Raw genomic sequence first — 19589 nt, forward strand, 5'->3', positions numbered from 1 at the left:
GCGTGGCCGGCGCTTTCGCCCAGGCGCCCCCCCGGGGCCCCCCCCTCTAACCGCTCTACTCACCCCCCCCCCCCCCCCCCCCCCCCCCCCCCCCCCGGGGGGGCCAGGGCCGGTGGCGTTCGCGCGGGCCCCGCGCGCTCAGGCGCGCCGCGTCATGGCCAAGGTCAGCGGCCCGCCGCCGGGCAGCTCGACCCGCGCGTCGACCTCGAAGCCCAGTCGCTGGTAGAAGCGCACGTTCTCCTCGGAGGTCTCCAGATAGGCTGGCACCCCCTCCCGCTCGGCCGCCGCGAGGCCCGGTGCGAGCACCGCGCGCCCCAGCCCGCCCCCCTGCCGCGCGGGATCGACCCCGACCGTTCCCAGGAACCAGGCCGCCCCCCGCGGTCGGTGCGCCGCCATGGCCCGGTCGGCCTCGGCGAACGCCTCGGCCCGATCGCCCGCCAGCTCGGCGAGACGCGGCGCGAGCTCGGCGAAGACGGCGGCCGCCGCGACGGTTCGCGGGGTGGTCCACACCGCCACCGCGGCCCCCTCGTCGGCGACCCAGACCTGGCCGTGCGCGAGGCCGACACGGACCAGGAACAGCTCCTGGAAGTCCGCGATCCGCCGCGCGTGGTCGTCGGCGGCCACCGTGTGCCGGGTGAACGGGTGGTCGGCGAAGGCGCGGGCCAGCGTCGTGGTCGCGCGCGGCACGTCGGCATGGGTGGCCGGTCGTACGGCCACGGTCGGGGCGGTCATGGACGGCGTCCTCCGTTGTCCGCTCCAGGGGAGCGCTCGAAGATCGTCAGGGGTTGGCACGCACTGTACGTTCCCCGCCACGGCCGGCCCACCGGAATACGCCCCGCGCCGGCTCCCGCCCCCCGCCGGCCGCGAGCGTACGCCCCCCAGGCCCACCGGCCCGGCCCCACCGGCCCGGCCTCGGCCCGCGCGGGACGCGGGCCGGCGACCGGCGACCCGGGGCGGGTCGGGTCAAACGGCGGGGGGAGGGCTGCCCACCAGTGGAGGTGGGACGTGGTCGGCCCGGACGCGGCGGGGTGTGCCCTGACTCCGGGTGCCTCAGCCCGAGCTACCGGAGCCCGGGCCCGAGGGGCCCGAGCCGCCGGAGTCCGAGCCACTGGAGTCCGCCGCCCGTTCGGCGGCCCGGCGTAGCCGGTGGTGCCGGGTGGGGGTCTGCTCGGTCAGGGCCTCGCCGATCATCGTGCGCATCGCGTCGCGCAGTCCGTGCATCGCGTGGTGCCGCTTGGGCCCGGCCCCCGGGTCCGTCCGCAGCTCCCGCAGCAGGGCCCAGCACAGGGCCAGCATCACCAGCACGAACGGCAGCGCCACCAGGATCGTCGCCGTCTTCAGCGCGTCCAGGCCACCGGCGACCAGCAGTACCGCGGCCACCGACGCCATCAGGATGCCCCAGGCGACCACCAGCCAGGTGCGCGGATGCAGCGACCCCCGGCTGGTCAGCGAGCCCATCACCAGCGAGGCCGAGTCGGCACTGGTGATGAAGTACGTCATGACCAGCGCCATGGCCAGCCAGGAGGTCGCGGTGCCCAGCGGCAGCGCGTCCAGCATCCCGAACAGCGAGGCCTCCGCGCCGTCCTTGACCTTCTCCGTGAGGTCGGCGGTGCCGCTGGAGTCCAACCGGATGGCGCTGCCGCCCATCACGCAGAACCAGATCATCGTCGCGCCGCTGGGCACCAGCAGCACCCCGATCAGGAACTCCCGGATGGTGCGACCGCGCGAGATGCGGGCGATGAACGTCCCCACGAACGGCGCCCACGACAGCCACCAGGCCCAGTAGAAGATCGTCCAGGTGCCCAGCCAGCTCTCGTCGGTGAAGGCACCGGTGCGCGAGGCCATCGGCACCAGGTCGTTGAGATAGCCGCCGATGCTCGCCGGGATGCTGTCCAGGACGTAGACCGTCGGGCCGACGACGAAGACGAACAGCATCATCAGGGCGGCCAGCACGATGTTGAGCGTGCTCAGCCACTTGACGCCCTTGTGCAACCCGGAGAACGCGGAGGCCACGAAGGCGGCCGACAGGGCGGCGATGATCACGAGCTGGACGGTCTCGGTGTTGTCCACACCGGCGGTCAGGTCCAGCCCCTCGGCGACCTGGAGGGCGCCCAGGCCCAGGCTGGTCGCGGTGCCGAAGACGGTCGCGAAGACGGCGAGCAGGTCGATGATCCGGCCCGGCCAGCCGTCGGCCCGCCGCTCGCCGATCAGGGGGACGAACGCGGAGCTGAGCCGGTTGCCGCGCCCCTTGCGGAAGACGGCGTAGGCCAGGGCGAGGCCGGCCATGCCGTAGATCGCCCACGGGGTGAGCGTCCAGTGGAAGAACGAGTACTCCATGGCCGTGCGCGCCGCCTCGCCCGTGCCCGGCTTCACCCCGCTGGACGGCGGCGGGTCGGTGTAGTGCAGCAGCGGCTCGCCGACGCCGTAGAACATCAACCCGATGCCCATCCCGGCGCTGAACATCATGGCGATCCACGCGAGGTTGCCGAACTCCGGCTCGTCCTCGTCCCGGCCCAGCCTGATCCGGCCGTACCGGCTCACCGCGATGTACAGGCACAGCACCAGGAACACGTCGGCGGCGACCACGAACAGCCAGCCGAAGTTGGTGAGCACCCAGTTCAGGGCGGTGTCCGAGGTGTCGGCGAAGTTGTCCTTGGCGAGCGCGGCCCAGCCGACGGCGGCCAGCACGGCCACCACCCCGATGAGGACGACCACCCGGTCGGGCGGTGGGTCGTGCTGGGCGGCCGGTGTCTCGTCCGGATCGGGCGGCAGCTCGGTTGACTGGGTAGACGGGGTACTCATGGCGCACCACTATGGTGCGACAAAGAAGGAGATGCCCCCGTGGCGCGCCGTTTGGCGACGACTACGGCCCTGGGCGGCCCGCGACCCCGGCGGATAGGGTCGCCGCGGCACCCACGCCCGCGCGCGAGCACGGCCGGCAGGAAGAGGACGCACGGTGACGTACGCCGCGTCGACCGGGCCCACGACGGCCCACCGACCGACAGCCCGAGCGACCCGCCCCGGCACCCCGGCGCCGCCACCTCGTGCGGCCCCGACGGCCGGGCCGAGACCGCCGACCCGACCCGCCCCAGCAGCCCGGCCGGGACCGACGGAGCCGGTGACGAAGCCGACGGAGCCCACCCCACCACACGTCGCCACTCCGGCGCCCGGCCCGGCACGCGAGGTGGCGCGACGGGCCCCGGAGGCGGCCGAAGGCCGGCGGGTGCTGATCGCCTCGGACAAGTTCAAGGGCTCCCTGACGGCCGTGGAGGTCGCCGACCACCTCGCGGCCGGACTGCGCCGCGCGGCCCCCGGTGTGCGGGTGGCGGCGGTGCCGGTCGCCGACGGTGGGGACGGCACGGTGGACGCGGCCGTCGCCGCCGGCTTCGAACGCCGCACGGTCACGGTCACCGGGCCGCTGGGCCGCCCGGTGAGAGCCGCGTACGCGCTGCGCGGGACGCGCGCCGTCGTCGAGATGGCCCAGGCGTCCGGGCTGCGCCACCTGCCGGCCGACACCTTCGCGCCACTGACCGCCACCACCTACGGCACGGGCGAGCTGCTGCGCGCCGTCCTGGACGCGGGCGCGCGCGACCTCGTCTTCGGTGTCGGCGGCAGCGCCACCACCGACGGCGGCGCGGGCCTGCTGGCCGCCCTCGGGGCGCGCTTCGACGACGAGCGGGGCCGTCCGCTGGGCCCCGGCGGCGGGGCGCTGCGCCAGCTCGCGACGGCCGACCTGACGGGCCTCGACCCGCGCCTGGCGGCGAGCGCCCTCACGCTCGCCAGCGACGTCGACAACCCGCTCACCGGCCCGCTGGGCGCCGCCGCCGTCTACGGGCCGCAGAAGGGCGCGAGCCCGGCGGACGTAGCGGTCCTGGACGCGAGCCTGGCCCACTACACACAGGTACTGGAGCGCGCGGTGGGCCCGCGCGCCGTCGAGCAGGCGCGCGCGCCGGGCGCCGGCGCGGCCGGCGGTGTCGGTTACGCGGCGCTGGTCGGCCTCGGCGCGGCCTTCCGGCCCGGCATCGAGGTGCTGCTCGACGTGCTGGGCTTCGCGCCGGAGCTGGCCCGCGCCGATCTGGTGGTCACCGGCGAGGGCTCGCTCGACGCGCAGACCCTGCGCGGCAAGGCCCCGCTCGGGGTGGCGGCGGCGGCCCGCGAGCACGGCGTACCGACGGTGGCCGTGTGCGGGCGGCTCGCGCTGTCCGCGCGGGAGCTGGAGGAGGCCGGCCTGGTGCGCGCGTACGCCCTCACCTCGCTCGACCCCGATCCGGCGCGCCTCATGGCCGAGGCCGGCCCGCTCCTGGAGCGGCTGGCCGCGTCGATCGCGGCGGACTTCCTGACCTGAGTGACCCCGCCCCGGCCGGTGGCACCCGGGGGCGGGGCGGCGCGCGGCCCGCGGCGCCGGGTCGGGGCTCGGGCGGGCCCGGGCACGACGAAGGGCCCGAGCGGTGTGCTCGGGCCCTTCGGGTGGATCGGGGTGGGTCCGCGTTACGGGAGCTGGGTGGCGCGTGCCTCGCGCCGGTTGTCCCGGAAGGTGTTGACCCGGCGGGCCGTGGCGAAGAGCGGGATCACCGCGCCGAGCACCACCTGGAGCGCGCAGCCGGTCTGGAGCAGCAGCTCACCGCCGGGGGCCTCGAAGGCCCACGCGCCCAGCAGGCCCATGCTCAGCACGATCCAGCCCAGCACGGCCAGCGCGAGGAGTCCGCGCGGCTTGGGGTACTCCACGCGGCTCACCATCAGCCAGGCGACGCCCACGATGGCCAGCAGGGTCGGGAAGAACGGCAGCTCCAGGAGGACCACGGAGATCACGGTCAGCGCTCCGAAGGGGCTGGGCATGCCCTGGAAGACGCCGTCGCGCAGGGTCACACAGGAGAATCTGGCGAGCCTGAGCACGACGGCGAGCAGGACCACGATCGCGGCCACCGCCGACACCCGTTGGTACGCGTCGTCGGCGACCATGCCCCACACCACGACGAAGTACGCCGGGGCGAGGCCGAAGCTGATCAGATCGGAGAGGTTGTCCAGCTCCGCGCCCATCGCCGAACTGCGCAGCTTGCGTGCCACGAGCCCGTCGAAGAGGTCGAAGACCGAGGCGAGCAGCATGAGCATGACCGCAGTGGCCGCGCTGTGCCGCGCCATGCCGCCGTCCTCGTTGCCCGTCAGGTGCGGGATGAGGACGCCGGTGGTGGTGAAGTACACGGCCATGAAGCCGCAGGTGGCGTTGCCGAGCGTGAGCGTGTCCGCTATCGACAGACGCGTTGACAGCGGCATGTCGTCCGTGTCGTCGCCGCACTCGTCGGCCTCGGGGACCCAGGCGGACTGGGTCTCCGGATCAACTACGGTCAAGGCGAGTCACCCCCGCAGTGGTGGTCTCGCCGACCTCGACCGCGGTCTCGACACCCTCCGGCAGGTAGATGTCGACGCGCGAGCCGAACCGGATCAGGCCGATCCGCTCGCCCTGCTCGACCTTGGTGCCCTGCGGCACGTACGGCACGATGCGGCGGGCGACGGCGCCGGCGATCTGGACCATCTCGATGTCCCCGAGTTCGGTGTCGAAGTGCCAGACAACGCGCTCGTTGTTCTCGCTCTCCTTGTTGAACGCCGGGACGAACCCGCCGGGGATGTGCTCGACCGAGGTCACCGTGCCCGCCAGCGGGGCGCGGTTCACGTGGACGTTCAGCGGGCTCATGAAGATCGCGACTCGGGTGCGTCCGTCCTTCCACGGCATGATGCTCTGCACCACACCGTCGGCGGGGGAGATGACCCGGCCCTGCGCGATCTCGCGCTCTGGGTCACGGAAGAACCACAGCATGCCCGCCGCGAGCGCGGTGGCGGGCACGGCGGCGGCAGCCCAGCGCCCCGAGCGACGGGAGCGAGCCAGGCTCACCGCCGCCGTGGCGACGGTCGGAAGGAGCCACGGCGACGCCCCGCGCGCGAGGCGTACGCGTGCGCGAGATGCGGTGGAAGAGCTGTGGGGCATGGATGACCTTCGTAGCGGAGGGTGCCGCTTAGCGAATAAGGGGACGGCGGCTTTTCCGGGATGGTATCGGTTGCGAGCGGCAACTGGGCAAGCGCCAGGGCTAGTCGGTGGCCGAAGACCTGTGACGGGCTGTGATGTAGTTCTCGAAAAAACCACCCCGAACCGGACAATTACCCCTGGAAGTGGTACTCCTCCAGGAGGCGACGCCCGATGATCATTTTCTGGATCTCAGCGGTGCCCTCGCCGATGAGGAGCATGGGCGCCTCCCGGTAGAGACGCTCGATCTCGTATTCCTTGGAGAAGCCGTAGCCGCCGTGGATGCGGAAGGCGTCCTCCACGACCTCTTTGCAGTACTCGGAGGCCAGGTACTTCGCCATTCCCGCTTCGAGGTCGTTGCGCTGCCCGGCGTCCTTTTTCCGGGCGGCATTGACCATCATCGCATGGGCGGCCTCGACCTTGGTCCCCATTTCCGCCAGTTTGAACTGGATGGCCTGGTGCTGGGCGATCGGCTTACCGAAGGTGTGTCGCTGCTGTGCGTAGGAAACGCCCAGCTCAAAGGCGCGCTGCGCGACCCCGCAGCCGCGTGCCGCGACGTTCACCCGGCCGACCTCGACGCCGTCCATCATCTGGTAGAAGCCGCGTCCGGTGGCCCCGCCGAGCACCCGGTCGGCCCCCAGGCGTAGCCCGTCCATGATCAGCTCGGTGGTGTCGACGCCCTTGTAGCCCATCTTGTCGATCTTGCCGGGGATGGTCAGTCCCGGGCGCACCTCGCCGAATCCCGGTTCCTTCTCGACCAGGAAGGTGGTCATCGAGCGGTGCGGCTTGGCGGCGGCCTCCTCCGGGCTCAGCCCCTCGTCGGTCCGGCACAACACCGCGACCAGCGAGGAGGTGCCGCCGTTGGTGAGCCACATCTTCTGCCCGGTCAGCAGAAAGTCATCACCGTCCCGCACGCCTTTGGAGGTGATGGACGACACATCGGAACCCAGTGCCGGCTCCGACATCGAGAACGCGCCACGGATCTCGCCCGTGGCCATCTTCGACAGGAAGTAGTCCTTCTGTTCCCGCGTGCCGTGCTGCTGGAGCAGATAGGCGACGATGAAATGCGTGTTGATGATGCCCGAGACGCTCATCCAGCCACGGGCGATCTCCTCCACACACAGCGCGTAGGTCAGCAGTGACTCGCCAAGTCCGCCGTACTCCTCGGGAATCATCAGCCCGAAGACGCCGAGTTCCCGTAGGCCCTCGACGATCTGGGTCGGATATTCGTCGCGGTGTTCCAGCGCGGTGGCGACCGGGAGGATCTCCTTGTCGACAAAGTCCCTTACCGTGGAGAGTATTTCGCGCTGGATCTCGGTGAGCCCGTCGGTCTGGGCGAGGCGACTCATCTCACTGCTCCTCGTTCGCGGGGGACGGGGCGTTCGTGGGGGTTCGGGCGGGGCCCGGGGCGGGCGCGGTGGCCGGGGCGGGCCGGGCGGGCTCGCGCGGGGTGGGGCGGCCCGGCTGCTCGCCGCCGCGTTCGGCGACGTACGCCGCGTTCGGCACCATCACCTTGCGTCGGAACACGCAGACCACCGTGCCGTCCTGCGTGTAGCCCCGGGTCTCGACGTGCACGACACCGCGGTCGGGGCGGGAGCGTGACGGGGTCTTGTCCAGCACCGTCGTCTCGCCGTACAGCGTGTCGCCGTGGAAGGTCGGGGCCACGTGGCGCAGCGACTCGACCTCCAGGTTGGCGATGGCCTTGCCCGACACGTCGGGGACGGACATACCGAGCAGGAGCGAGTAGACGTAGTTGCCGACGACGACGTTCCTGCCGAAGTCGGTCGTGCGCTCGGCGTAGTTCGCGTCCAGGTGCAGCGGGTGGTGGTTCATGGTCAGCAGGCAGAAGAGGTGGTCGTCGTACTCGGTGACCGTCTTGCCCGGCCAGTGCTTGTACACCTCGCCGACCGTGAACTCCTCGTAGGTGCGGCCGAACTGCATGGTGCTCATCCCTCCGGGAGAGGCGTCCCCGGGCCGGCGCGGCCCGGGGACGGATGCGGGGTGTGCCGCGTGGGAGGTGCCCCGCGCGGGGGTCGCGCGTCAGGCGGCGGGCGGCTCGAACTTGCTGGTCCGGGTCATGCCCGCGGCCCGGCCCTTGCCGGAGATGACCAGCGCCATCTTGCGGCTGGCCTCGTCGATCATCTCGTCGCCGAGCATCGCCGACCCCTTCGCGCCGCCCGCCTCGGAGGTGGACCACTCGTAGGCGTCCAGGATCAGTTCGGCGTGGTCGTAGTCCTCCTGGGAGGGGGAGAACACCTCGTTGGCGGCGTCCACCTGCCCCGGGTGCAGTACCCACTTGCCGTCGAACCCGAGCGCGGCGGCCCGCCCGGCCACCTCGCGGAAGCCCTCCACGTTCCTGATCTGGAGGTAGGGGCCGTCGATGGCCTGGAGGTCGTGCGCGCGGGCCGCCATCAGAATGCGCATCAGGATGTAGTGGTACGCGTCGGCCGGGTAGCCCGGCGGCTGCTCGCCCACCACCAGCGACTTCATGTTGATGGAGGCCATGAAGTCGGCCGGGCCGAAGACGATGGTCTCCAGACGCGGCGAGGCCGCGGCGATCTCGTCCACGTTGACCAGGCCCCGGGCGTTCTCGATCTGCGCCTCGATGCCGATCCGGCCCACCTCGAAGCCCATGGTCTTCTCGATCTGGCCCAGCAGCAGGTCCAGGGCGATGACCTGCTGGGCGTCCTGCACCTTGGGCAGCATGAGGCAGTCCAGGTTCGGGCCGGCGCCCTCGACGACGGTGATGACGTCCCGGTACGTCCAGTGCGTGGTCCAGTCGTTGACCCGCACCACCCGGGTCTTGTCGCCCCAGTCGCCGTTGTTCAGCGCGTCCACGATGGTGTGCCGGGCGCCCTCCTTGGCCAGCGGCGCGCACGCGTCCTCCAGGTCCAGGAACACCTGGTCGGCGGCCAGGCCCTGGGCCTTCTCCAGGAACCGCGGATTGCTGCCGGGGACGGCGAGGCAGGAACGGCGCGGGCGCAGCCGGTTGACATGCGGCGCGGCGGACAGGTGGGCACTCATGCGGTGGCCTCCAGGGGGTCGAGCTGGTTCGCTGTGCGGATCTCATCGACGATACGGCCGATGATCTCGGTGATTCCGTAGTCCTTCGGGGTGAAGACGGCCGCGACGCCGGCGGCCCGCAGCGCGGTGGCGTCGGCCGCCGGGATGATCCCGCCGACGATCACCGGAACGGGGGTCTCCGGCGGTCCGTCGGCTCCCGAGGTGGCCGCGACGCCGGCCGCGCGCAGCCGGGCGAGCACGTCGGGCACCAGCGCGGCGTGCGAGCCGGAGAGGATCGACAGGCCGACGCAGTGCACGTCCTCGGCGACGGCCGCCGCCACGATCTGCTCGGGCGTGAGCCGGATGCCCTGGTAGACCACCTCGAAACCGGCGTCCCTGGCCCGCACCGCGATCTGCTCGGCGCCGTTGCTGTGCCCGTCCAGGCCCGGCTTGCCGACCAGCAGGCGCAGTGCGCCGACGCCGAGGTCGGCCGCCGTCTTGGCGACCTTGTCGCGTACGGCCCCCAGCGCGCTGCCCGGTCCGGCCGTCACCGTCAGCGGGGCGCCGCCCACCCCGGTCGGGGCGCGGAACTCGCCGAACACGTCGCGTAGCGCCCACGACCACTCGCCGGTGGTCACCCCCGCGCGCACGCACGTGAGCGTCGCGGGCATCAGGTTGGCCGTGCCGGCGGCGGCCGACTTCAGGGCGGACAGCGCCTCCTGGGCGCGGGCCTCGTCGCGCTCCTCCCGCCAGCGGTGCAGCGCGGCGACCACCCGGGCCTCGTTCGCCGGGTCCACCGTCATGACGGCGGTGTCCAGGTCGGCGGTGAGCGGGCTGGGCTCGGTGCCCTGGTAGCAGTTGACGCCGACGATCCGCTCCTCGCCCGCCTCGATCCGGGCCCGCCGCTCCGCGTGCGAGGTCACCAGGCGCGACTTGAGGTAGCCGGACTCGACGGCGGCCAGCGCGCCGCCCATCTCCTGGATGCGGTCGATCTCGGCCCACGCGGCGGCGGTCAGCTCCGTCACCTTGGCCTCGACGACGTGCGAGCCGGCGAAGAGGTCCTCGTACTCCAGCAGGTCGCTCTCGTGCGCGAGGACCTGCTGGACGCGCAACGACCACTGCTGGTCCCACGGTCGGGGCAGGCCGAGCGCCTCGTTCCAGGCCGGGAGCTGTACGGCGCGGGCGCGGGCGTCCCTGGAGAGGGTGACGGCCAGCATCTCCAGCACGATGCGCTGGACGTTGTTCTCCGGCTGCGCCTCGGTCAGGCCGAGCGAGTTGACCTGCACGCCGTACCGGAAGCGGCGCTTCCTGGGGTCGCTCACGCCGTACCGCTCGCGCGTGAGCTGGTCCCAGACGCGGCCGAAGGCGCGCATCTTGCACATCTCCTCGACGAACCGCACGCCCGCGTTGACGAAGAAGGAGATCCGCGCCACCACGTCGTCGAACCGTTCCCGGGGCACCTGCCCGGAGTCGCGCACGGCGTCCAGCACGGCGATGGCCGTACTCATGGCGTACGCGATCTCCTGTACCGGTGTGGCCCCGGCCTCCTGGAGGTGGTAGCTGCAGATGTTGATCGGGTTCCACCTGGGGAGGTGGCCGACCGTGTACGTGATCATGTCGGTGGTCAGTCGGAGGCTGGGGCCCGGCGGGAAGACGTGCGTGCCGCGCGAGAGGTACTCCTTGACGATGTCGTTCTGCGTGGTGCCGGCCAGTTGGCCGAGGGCCTCCTGGTCCAGGCCCTGTTCCTCGGCCACCACCTGGTACAGCGCCAACAGCCACATCGCGGTGGCGTTGATGGTCATGGAGGTGTTCATGCGCTCCAGCGGGATGTCCCGGAACAGCCGCCGCATGTCGCCCAGGTGTGAGACGGGCACCCCGACCCGGCCGACCTCGCCCCGGGCCAGCACGTGGTCGGGGTCGTATCCGGTCTGCGTCGGCAGGTCGAAGGCGACCGACAGACCGGTCTGACCCTTGGCGAGATTGCGCTGGTACAGGGCGTTGGACGCCTCGGCGGTGGAGTGCCCGGCGTACGTCCGCATCAGCCACGGACGGTCCTTCTGACGCTCAGTCATGTCAGTGGGTACCTCAGACGTCGCGGAACCGGTTGATGGCGTCCACGTGCGTGGCGCGCAGTTCCTCGTCGCGCACGCCCAGGCCCTCCTCGGGGGCGAGGGCCAGGACGCCGACCTTGCCCTGGTGGAGGTTGCGGTGGACGTCGTACGCGGCCTGGCCGGTCTCCTCCAGGCGGTAGGTCCTGGACAGGGTGGGGTGGATCTTCCCCTTGGCGACCAGCCGGTTGGCCTCCCACGCCTCGCGGTAGTTGGCGAAGTGCGAGCCGACGATCCTCTTCAGCGACATCCACAGGTAGCGGTTGTCGTACTCGTGCGTGTAGCCGGAGGTCGAGGCGCAGGTGACGATGGTGCCGCCCTTGCGGGTGACGTAGACGGAGGCGCCGAACGTCTCGCGGCCCGGGTGTTCGAAGACGATGTCCACGTCCTCGCCACCGGTCAGTTCGCGGATGCGCTTGCCGAAGCGCTTCCACTCGCGCGGGTCCTGGTCGTGTTCGCCCCTCCAGAACCGGTACCCCTCCGCGGTGCGGTCGATGATCGCCTCGGCGCCCATCGCGCGGCAGAGGTCGGCCTTCTGGTCGCTGGAGACCACGCAGATGGGGGTGGCGCCGCCGGCGAGGGCGAACTGGGTGGCGTAGGAGCCGAGGCCACCGCTGGCGCCCCAGATCAGGACGTTGTCGCCCTGCTTCATTCCGGCCCCGTTACGCGAGACGAGCTGTCGGTAGGCGGTGGAGTTCACCAGGCCGGGCGCCGCGGCCTCCTCCCAACTGAGGTGGCCGGGCTTGGGCATGAGCTGGTTGGACTTGACCAGGGCGATCTCGGCCAGGCCGCCGAAGTTGGTCTCGAAGCCCCAGATGCGCTGCTGGGGGTCGAGCATGGTGTCGTTGTGACCGTCGGCCGACTCCAGCTCGACGGACAGGCAGTGCGCGACGACCTCGTCGCCCGGCCGCCACGCGTGGACGCCGGGTCCGGTGCGCAGGACGACGCCCGCCAGGTCGGAGCCGATGACGTGGTAGGGCAGGTCGTGTCGGCGGGCCAGCGGCGAGAGCCTGCCGTAGCGCTCGAGGAAGGTGAAGGTGGAGACGGGCTCGAAGATCGAGGTCCACACGGAGTTGTAGTTCACCGAGCTGGCCATCACCGCGACCAGGGCCTCGCCGGGGCCGAGTTCGGGCACCGGCACCTCGTCCACGTGCAGGGACTTGCGCGGGTCCTTCTCCCGGGTGGCGAGGCCGTCGAACATCTCGGCCTCGTCCCGGTGCACGGTCACCGCGCGGTACGAGGGGGGCAGCGGCAGGGCCGCGAAGTCCGCGGGCGTGCTGTCCGGAGCGAGGATCGCGTCCAGGATTTCGTTCATCGTGGGCCTCCGGCGAAGCGTTTCGGGGACGCTTGAGGGATCGCTGGGGTGCGGGTGGGGATGCGTGCCGTCGGTTCGGCGGTGGTGGCGCGCGGGGTGATACGGACTCCGCTTCGCCCGGCCCCCTTGGGTGGCGGGGGCCGCGCGGCGACGCGGTGCGAGAGTGCCTGTGACGCAGGCGTCCGGGCGCGCGAGAAGGTGCGGGGACAGCCGACGCGCGACCTGGGGTCTACGCGCCGGCCGCCCGGACACCCCCAACGTATGGCACCGCGTGCCACTCGACAAGACACTGGGTGCCAACAACTTCTCTCACTTGTCATCCCCGGTGCACGCATGAGCAACGACGGCCGCCCCGAAGGGGACGGCCGTCGCGCTGGGCGAGCGGGTGTGCCCGCTCGGTGAGAGAGGTGTTCAGTCCTGTTGGATGGCCTTCTCGATGGCCCGCATCACCTCGGCGAGCGGGGCGTCCGTGCGGGCCACCGCCACCAACACCTCGCCGTGGGCGGACACCTGGGCGACGGGCCGCTCGGGGGCGGGGCGGTAGGCGCCGAAGCCGGTGCCGAAGGTCTTGCGGACGATCGCGAACGCGTGGTCGAGCTGCGCCTCCACGTCGCCCTGCCCGTCGGCCCGCAGCCAGCGCCGCAGCACGTGGTTGTGCGCGGTGACCACGGCCGAGGCGGCGACCTCGGCCAGCAGCGGGTCGTCGTTGCCGTCGCGGTGCGCCGTCTCGTCGAAGTGGCCGAGCAGATAGCGGGTGAACAGCCGCTCGTAGCGGGCGACCGAGGCGATCTCCGCCTCGCGCAGCGTCGGCACCTCGCGGGTCAGTCGGTAACGGGCCACGGAGACCGCGGGATCGGCCGCGTACATCCGCATGACCTCCTTGATGCCCCGGCAGACCGTGTCGAGCGGGTGCTCGTGCGCGGGGGCGGCCTCCAACACGGCCTCGGCCCGCACCAGCGTGTCGTCGTGCTCGGGGAAGATCGCCTCTTCCTTGGAGCGGAAGTGCCGGAAGAACGTCCGGCGGGCGACGCCCGCCTGGGCGGCGATCTCGTCCACCGTCGTCGCCTCGTAGCCCTTGGCCGCGAAGAGGTCCATCGCGGCAGCCGCGAGCTTGCGGCGCATGGCGAGCCGTTGGGCGGCGGCGCGGCGGCTGCTGGCGCTCTCGCCGCCCTCGGACGCCTTGCCTGCGGTGGACGGCTGGTGACGGGCGGACTTTACGGGCTGGGCCATGGGGGGAACGTACTGCATTTTCTCCGGGGGCAGGTCGAAACCCCAGGTGCCGGGGGTGCCCGGGGGCGGGCCGCCGGGCGGTTCCAGCAGCCCGCCCCACCCCCGGCGCGACCCCGGCGACCGGGCGCGCGCCGAGCGGGGGACCGGGGTGTCGCCTCCGGGTCCCGCGCCCTCCTCGGCGCTGGGGGCCCGCCCGTTGGCACCGTCGGGTCCGTCCGTGCCCGTGGGCTCAGGCCCGGGCATGCTCGCGGAAGCCACGCCCCGTCTTGCGGCCCAGGCACCCCGCCGCCACCAGGTGTTCGAGCAGCGGCGCGGGCGCGAGCCCCGGGTCGCGGAACGCGCGGTGCAGCACCTTCTCGATGGCCAGCGACACGTCGAGCCCGACCACGTCGAGCAGTTCGAAGGGGCCCATCGGGTAACCGCCGCCCAGCTTCATCGCGGCGTCGATGTCGTCCGGCGTCGCGTAGTGCTCCTGCACCATCTTCACGGCGTTGTTGAGATAGGGGAACAGCAGCGCGTTCACGATGAAGCCGGCCCGGTCCCCGCAGTCCACCGGGTGCTTGCGCAGCGCGGCGCACACCTGGCGGACGGTGGCGTGGGTGGCGTCGGAGGTCAGTACGGTACGCACCACCTCCACCAGCCGCATCGCCGGCGCCGGGTTGAAGAAGTGCATGCCGATCACGTCGCCTGGGCGGGAGGTCGCGCGGGCGCAGGAGATGACCGGCAGCGAGGAGGTCGTCGTGGCGAGCACCGCGCCCGGCTTGCAGACCGCGTCCAGCTCCCGAAAGAGCCGCCGCTTGACCGCCAGGTCCTCGGCCACCGCCTCCACGGCCAGGTCCACGTCGGCGAACGCGTCCAGCGCGCCGGCCGTGGTGATCCGCGCCAACGCCGCCTCCCGCGCCTGGTCGCTCAGCCGGCCCTTGGCGACCGACCGGGCCAGGGACCCGGCGATCCGGGCCAGCGCCCGGTCCGCCTTGGCCTGGCCGCGCGCGGCGAGCACGACCCGGTGCCCGGAGGTGGCGAAGACCTCGGCGATGCCGCTGGCCATGGTGCCCGAGCCCGCCACGCCCACGGTCGCCACCGGCCGCGCGCCGTCGGGGCCGGGGTCACCGGCGGGGGCGGCGGTGACCGGGGCGGGTGTCTGGGCGTCGGCCACCACCACCTCGCTGCCCGGCCCCTGGTACGTGTAGAAGCCGCGCCCCGCCTTGCGGCCGGTCAGCCCGGCCTCGCTGAGCTGGCCCAGGACGGGGGCCGGCGCGTGCAGCCGGTCGCGCGAGGCCGCGTACATGGCCTCCAGTACGGTGCGGGCGGTGTCCACGCCGATCAGGTCGAGCAGCGCGAGCGGGCCCATCGGCAGCCCGCAGCCCAGCCGCATCGCCGCGTCGATGTCCTCCCGGGTGGCGTAGCGCGACTCGTACATCGCCGCCGCCTGGTTGAGGTAGCCGAACAGCAGCCCGTCGGCGACGAACCCGGGCCGGTCGCCCACCGACACCGGTTCCTTGCCGAGCTCCCTGGCCAGCGCGGTCACCGAGGCGACCGCCACCGGTGACGTCAGCACCGAGGAGACCACCTCGACCAGCTTCATGGCCGGGGCCGGGTTGAAGAAGTGCAGGCCCAGGACGCGTTCGGGGTGGGCGGAGTCGGCCGCGAGCCGGGTGACCGACAGCGCGTTGGTGCCGGTCGCCAGGATCGTGTCCGGGCGCACGACCGCGTCGAGCGCGGTGAACACCGCGTGCTTGGTGGCGTAGTCCTCGGGCACGACCTCGATCACCAGGTCCACGTCGGCCGCGGCGGACAGCTCGGTCGTGACCCGGAACCGGGCGAGGATCTCCCCGCGCTCCGACTCGGTGATCCGCCCGCGTCGCACGGCCCGTCCGGTGGACGCCGCGAGGGCCGTCACGGCCTGTCGGGTCGCGGTCTCCGCGACGTCGATGCCGATGACCTCGCGGCCCGCGCGGGCCAGCACCTCGGCGATGCCGGTACCCATGGTGCCCAGGCCGACGATGGCGACGGTGTGCACGGACGCGGGTGCGGGGGTGGACAAATGGTCCATCGCGAGACTCCAGGGGGTGTTCCCCGCCTCGTGGCGCGGGGAGAAGTGACGACTGAGGAGTTGGGCGGCCCCTGGCGGGCAACTCTGCCCGTAGGGACCCACACGAGGCGCGCGGCGAAGGCCCTGTCCCGGGGCCGCGCCGAACACCCAAAGCGCCGAACCGACTTCACTCTTTGGCGGCTGCGTCACCAGGCCGCCGGAGCAGGGGTGCTGCTCGTGCCGGGGAGCCTAACTCGCGAGTAACCAAGAACGCCAGGGCCCGTTCTCGCCAGATCCGGGTGGTACACGTCACAGTGGGCTAGGAGGCGTGTCGTTGGCGTGACCGAGGGGTGGCCCGGGGTGGCGACACCGGGAAGGAGGGCCGTTGGTGGGACGGATGTGGGGCGAGGGAAGGAGGGCGCGGGCGGTGCGGTGGTGTGGGCGTTCTGGGCGTCGCACGCGTCCGGACGGGGCGAGCGCGGGCATAAGGCGGGTGGTGGGTACGTGCGAGTAGGGCGAGGAATGCGGATACCGACGACGGAGCCGGCCGGGCCGAGGTGGTCGCGGCAGGTACGAGCAAGGTCAAAGGCAAGGGCAAGGGGAGGCGGGAGATGGAAGAGGAACTCCGCGAACTGGCGGCCCGAGCACGGGCATCGCTGACGACATCGACTGATCACGCCGCGTACGAGAATCTCCTCGCTCTCGTACGCCAGAACACGCCCACCGCGCGAGAGGAACTGGCCCGGGTGCTGGTGGCCAACGGGCAACCGTTGTGCGTGCGGGAGACCGCGGCCTACGCCCTGGGGTGCGCGGGCGACCGGCGGGCCTTCGAGCCGCTGGTGATGCTCCTCAACTACCGCGATCCGGCGCACTGCGCGACCGCGGCCCGCGCGCTGGCGCGGCTCGGCGACCCGCGCACCGCGCGCGCGGCGGCGGTGCTGGCCACCAACCCGCTGCGGACGGCCTACGCGCTGCACCCCATCCGGCTGCTGGTGGAACTGCGCGCACCCGAGTCGGTGCCCGCGCTGGTCACCACGTTGCGACGGCTGCTGGCCGAGCGGGACCACTACTGGCCGATCGCCCGCGCCTGCGTGGTGGGGCTCGGTGCGCTGGGGGACCGACGCGCCGCTCCGGTCCTGGCGGCGGCGCGTGAGCACGAGCGGTTACGTCCCGACGCGGACACCGCCCTCGCCCTGCTGGCCGGCAAGGCGCCGGGGGCGCCGGGCGGGCCGGGCCGGCCGCGCGGAGGCGCCGCGCGGGGCGAGGGGATGCGCGGCGACGGGACCCGGGGCGGCGTCCCGGGCCGCCGGGAGGCCCGTCCCGCAGCCCGCCCACCCGGCCAGCGACCGAGGCCGAACCCGTAGCCGCGACGGGGCCGTGGGGGAACCGGGACCAGCCGGCGGCCCCGGCGGGGGCGGACGGTGAGGCGCGCGAGGTGGCGTACGACGGGTGGGGCGAGGTGTGTGGGGTGGCGGCGGTGGTGTGAGCGCGGGCGGGTGAGCCGGGGTGGGTCGGCGATGCGGCGAGCGGCGGCTGTTCGCACGGCGTCGGGTGTGGGCTCGGGCCGCACGCGCGTGGGGGCGAGGCGACGCGTGGGCGTGGCGGGTGGTGCTGGTGGGCGGGGTGGTGTGCGGCGCCCGCCGGTGGGTGCCCGCCGGTGGGTGGTGCGTGGGCCCGCCGGTGGGCGGTGCGTGGGTCCGCCGGGGTGTGCGTGGGTGGGCGGGGTGTGTCGCCGTGCGTGGCGGTGTGCGGGGATGGCGGCGCGGGGTTGGTGGTGGTGTGGCTGGGTGTGGGGTGTGGGGGCTGTCAGGTGGCGCGGGTGGGGGAGGGAGTGGCGGGAGGAGTGGTGGGGGGCAGGTCGCGGGCGTAGCGCCGTTCGGGGACCTGGACTCCCGCCACCTCGTAGGACTCCTCGCCGCCGTCGGGGGTGAACCCCGTCCGGTCGTAGAAGCGTTCCGCCCGCTCGTTGCCCCGTACGACCCACAGTCGGACCCGGGGGAACTCCCGCTCCGTCAGACGTCGCAGCGACTCGGTGAGCAGTGCGTACCCGATGCCCGTGCCGTGTCGCTCCGGCGTGACGTAGAGCGCGTACAACTCGGCGTCCCCGCTGGGCAGATCCGCGTCCCGGCACGGCCCGCAACAGGCCCACCCCACGACCTCGGTCGGCCCGCTCGCCCCGCCGCCCGGCGCCGGCTCCTCCGCGACCAGGTTGATCACGTCCCCGACTCCCCGGGCGAAGAACTCCCGCCGTCGGTCGGCGTCCTCGCGCGCGCTCATGGCATCCAGATACGACCGTGGCATCAGTCCGGCGTAGGCGGTCTGCCACCCGCGCACGCGCAGGGTGGCCACCGCGTCGATGTCACCCTCGGTCATTTCGCGCACCAGAACATCCATGCCGGCGAGCGTAGTTGGCCGGGTCGTCATGATCGAGTCGGTATATCGGTACAGGGGTGGGGTGGGGGCGGGGGTCTTCTCGCGGGTGGGTCAGGCCGTTGGTGGCGTGGTCGCGGGGTCGGCGTGGGGGGTCGGCTCCGTGGGGGCGGTGCGGTCCCTGTGGCGTAGCGCCAGCACCAGCGTGATCACCGTACCCGCCGCCGCCCAGGCGGCCAGCACCAGGAGGGGACCGGTGATGGCGTTGCCCTGGAAGTAGGCGATCGAGCGGGCCGTCCAGGTGCCGGCGCCCGGGGGGAGGGTGGGGCCGATGGCCTGCCAGAAGTCCGGTAGCAGGGGGTAGGGGTAGGCGCCGCCCGCGCTCGGGTTGCCCAGGACGACGATGATGAGGATCGCCAGGCCGATACCGACGATGCCCGCCAGGCCCTGGCAGGCCAGGGTGGTCGCGCCGACGGCGAAGACCACCAGGGCGCCGAGCCCCCACAGGCCGAACACGCTGCCGGGCAGCGCGCCGAGCGCCGGGCCGACGATGATCGTGCCGCCCAGGCCGGCCGCGATCGAGTAGAGGGCGAGGGCGCCGAGCCTGATGGCGGCCCGGCTGCCGTTCGCGGGGCGGGCGCCCGCGCTGATGGCGAGCACCGCGGCGCACAGGTAGCCGCCCACGCACCAGCCGATCACCAGGTAGAACGAGGTCAGCCCCCGGCTGTCGTCGGCGGCGGCGGGCACGATGTCCTCGGTGCGCACCGCGCGCTGGTCGGCCTTCTCGGCCCGGGTGACCACCTGCTCGACCGCCTGGGCGAGGGAGGAGCCGGCGCCGCCGGCCACCAGCAGGCGGTCGGTTGTGCCGCGCGGGTCGACGATCAGCGCCGCCTCCACGTCCCGGTGCCGGATCTGCCGCGCCGCCTCCGCCTCGCTGGCCACCGCCCGTGGGTCGAGCGGGTCACCCGGCAGCTTGCCGAGCTTGCTCACCACCTGGCCGCTGGCCGCTCCCGGCGCCACGACGGCGATCGACACATGGTCAGGTTTCGGCCGGTGGAAGGAGCCGACGTACGAGAGGATGAAGGCCAGTTGGAGCAGCAGTACGCCGATGACGAGCAGCGCGGCGCGTGTGGTGACCGCGGCCTTGAGCTCCTCGACGAAGGTGCGGTCGGTGTTCTCGCGGGTCGCCGTCATGCACCGCTCCTTAACCGCTTCACCTGGTGATTCATCCTCCACATGGTGACGGGGGTGCCGCTGGTGCGCAGCCCGTGGGTGCCGATCGGGTGAGTGGCGCGGGCGCGGGCCGGGCCGGGGGTGGTGGGGGAGGCGGGGACGGGGAAGGCGTTCGTACGAATGTTCGAGCCGGGGGTATGGTGGAAGCGAAAGATGGCGAGAAATAGTCGTTGGAGTGAGTGTCCCGGACCGGTGTCGAAGCGAGGGGAGTCGGGGGCGGTGGGCGGGTGAGGCCGGGCCGGGAGGAGTGGCGGCGGGGGCCTGCCGCGCTGGCGTCGCGCC

General features: G+C 72.9%; 15 protein-coding genes. 2 read left to right on the forward strand and 13 right to left on the reverse strand.

The window, feature by feature from the left end; translation table 11 throughout:
• Positions 1-138 precede the first annotated feature (138 nt).
• Together ACFVFR_RS26215 and ACFVFR_RS26220 are read right to left on the reverse strand one after the other, a co-directional pair.
• Positions 139-732 (reverse strand): GNAT family N-acetyltransferase, encoded by a 594-nt coding sequence (locus ACFVFR_RS26215; RefSeq protein ID WP_383705959.1) that lies wholly within the window; start codon positions 730-732, stop codon positions 139-141.
• 318 nt (positions 733-1050) lie between these two features.
• Positions 1051-2802 (reverse strand): BCCT family transporter, encoded by a 1752-nt coding sequence (locus ACFVFR_RS26220; protein ID WP_383705961.1) that lies wholly within the window; start codon positions 2800-2802, stop codon positions 1051-1053.
• A 421-nt stretch (positions 2803-3223) separates the two neighbouring features.
• Between ACFVFR_RS26220 and ACFVFR_RS26225 the strand changes: the two genes are divergently transcribed.
• A complete protein-coding gene (locus tag ACFVFR_RS26225; protein ID WP_383706041.1) occupies positions 3224-4345 on the forward strand; it encodes a glycerate kinase in 1122 nt (373 codons plus the stop codon).
• Between the two features lie 143 nt (positions 4346-4488).
• Here ACFVFR_RS26225 and pssA read toward each other — a convergent pair whose 3' ends face one another.
• The 9 genes from pssA to ACFVFR_RS26270 all read right to left on the reverse strand — a co-directional run bounded on the left by pssA (position 4489) and on the right by ACFVFR_RS26270 (position 15725).
• Complete coding sequence (gene pssA, locus ACFVFR_RS26230; RefSeq protein ID WP_383705963.1) at positions 4489-5346, reverse strand: CDP-diacylglycerol--serine O-phosphatidyltransferase; 858 nt, start codon at positions 5344-5346, stop codon at positions 4489-4491.
• Positions 5333-5980: a phosphatidylserine decarboxylase gene (locus ACFVFR_RS26235; RefSeq protein ID WP_383705965.1), complete on the reverse strand. Its 648-nt coding sequence runs from the start codon at positions 5978-5980 to the stop codon at positions 5333-5335. The genes pssA and ACFVFR_RS26235 overlap by 14 nt, the downstream gene beginning before the upstream one ends.
• A gap of 170 nt (positions 5981-6150) precedes the next feature.
• Positions 6151-7365 (reverse strand): acyl-CoA dehydrogenase family protein, encoded by a 1215-nt coding sequence (locus ACFVFR_RS26240; RefSeq protein ID WP_383705967.1) that lies wholly within the window; start codon positions 7363-7365, stop codon positions 6151-6153.
• A gap of 1 nt (position 7366) precedes the next feature.
• Positions 7367-7957 carry a MaoC family dehydratase gene (locus tag ACFVFR_RS26245; RefSeq protein WP_383706043.1) on the reverse strand — a complete coding sequence of 197 codons (591 nt, stop codon included), beginning with the start codon at positions 7955-7957 and terminating at the stop codon, positions 7367-7369.
• Between the two features lie 99 nt (positions 7958-8056).
• On the reverse strand, positions 8057-9040 hold the full coding sequence (locus tag ACFVFR_RS26250; protein WP_383705969.1) for an HpcH/HpaI aldolase/citrate lyase family protein: 984 nt from the start codon (positions 9038-9040) through the stop codon (positions 8057-8059).
• Positions 9037-11091 (reverse strand): protein meaA, encoded by a 2055-nt coding sequence (locus ACFVFR_RS26255; protein ID WP_383705971.1) that lies wholly within the window; start codon positions 11089-11091, stop codon positions 9037-9039. The genes ACFVFR_RS26250 and ACFVFR_RS26255 overlap by 4 nt, the downstream gene beginning before the upstream one ends.
• A gap of 13 nt (positions 11092-11104) precedes the next feature.
• Positions 11105-12442 carry a crotonyl-CoA carboxylase/reductase gene (gene ccrA / locus ACFVFR_RS26260; RefSeq protein ID WP_383705973.1) on the reverse strand — a complete coding sequence of 446 codons (1338 nt, stop codon included), beginning with the start codon at positions 12440-12442 and terminating at the stop codon, positions 11105-11107.
• Between the two features lie 411 nt (positions 12443-12853).
• Complete coding sequence (locus tag ACFVFR_RS26265; RefSeq protein ID WP_383705975.1) at positions 12854-13690, reverse strand: TetR family transcriptional regulator; 837 nt, start codon at positions 13688-13690, stop codon at positions 12854-12856.
• 211 nt (positions 13691-13901) lie between these two features.
• Complete coding sequence (locus ACFVFR_RS26270) at positions 13902-15725, reverse strand: 3-hydroxyacyl-CoA dehydrogenase family protein (protein ID WP_383705977.1); 1824 nt, start codon at positions 15723-15725, stop codon at positions 13902-13904.
• A 590-nt stretch (positions 15726-16315) separates the two neighbouring features.
• Here ACFVFR_RS26270 and ACFVFR_RS26275 point away from each other — a divergent pair.
• Positions 16316-17068: a HEAT repeat domain-containing protein gene (locus tag ACFVFR_RS26275; protein ID WP_383705979.1), complete on the forward strand. Its 753-nt coding sequence runs from the start codon at positions 16316-16318 to the stop codon at positions 17066-17068.
• A gap of 442 nt (positions 17069-17510) precedes the next feature.
• Here the strand turns inward: ACFVFR_RS26275 and ACFVFR_RS26280 are convergent, their stop codons facing one another.
• The gene (locus ACFVFR_RS26280; protein WP_383705981.1) at positions 17511-18098 is read right to left on the reverse strand and encodes a GNAT family N-acetyltransferase; all 588 of its coding nucleotides are present in this window, start codon (positions 18096-18098) and stop codon (positions 17511-17513) included.
• Between the two features lie 90 nt (positions 18099-18188).
• Positions 18189-19268: a DUF3533 domain-containing protein gene (locus ACFVFR_RS26285; protein WP_383705983.1), complete on the reverse strand. Its 1080-nt coding sequence runs from the start codon at positions 19266-19268 to the stop codon at positions 18189-18191.
• Positions 19269-19589: the final 321 nt, after the last annotated feature.

It is taken from the genome of Streptomyces sp. NPDC057702, assembly GCF_042799315.1.
In the GTDB taxonomy this organism is placed as follows: Bacteria; Actinomycetota; Actinomycetes; order Streptomycetales; family Streptomycetaceae; genus Streptomyces.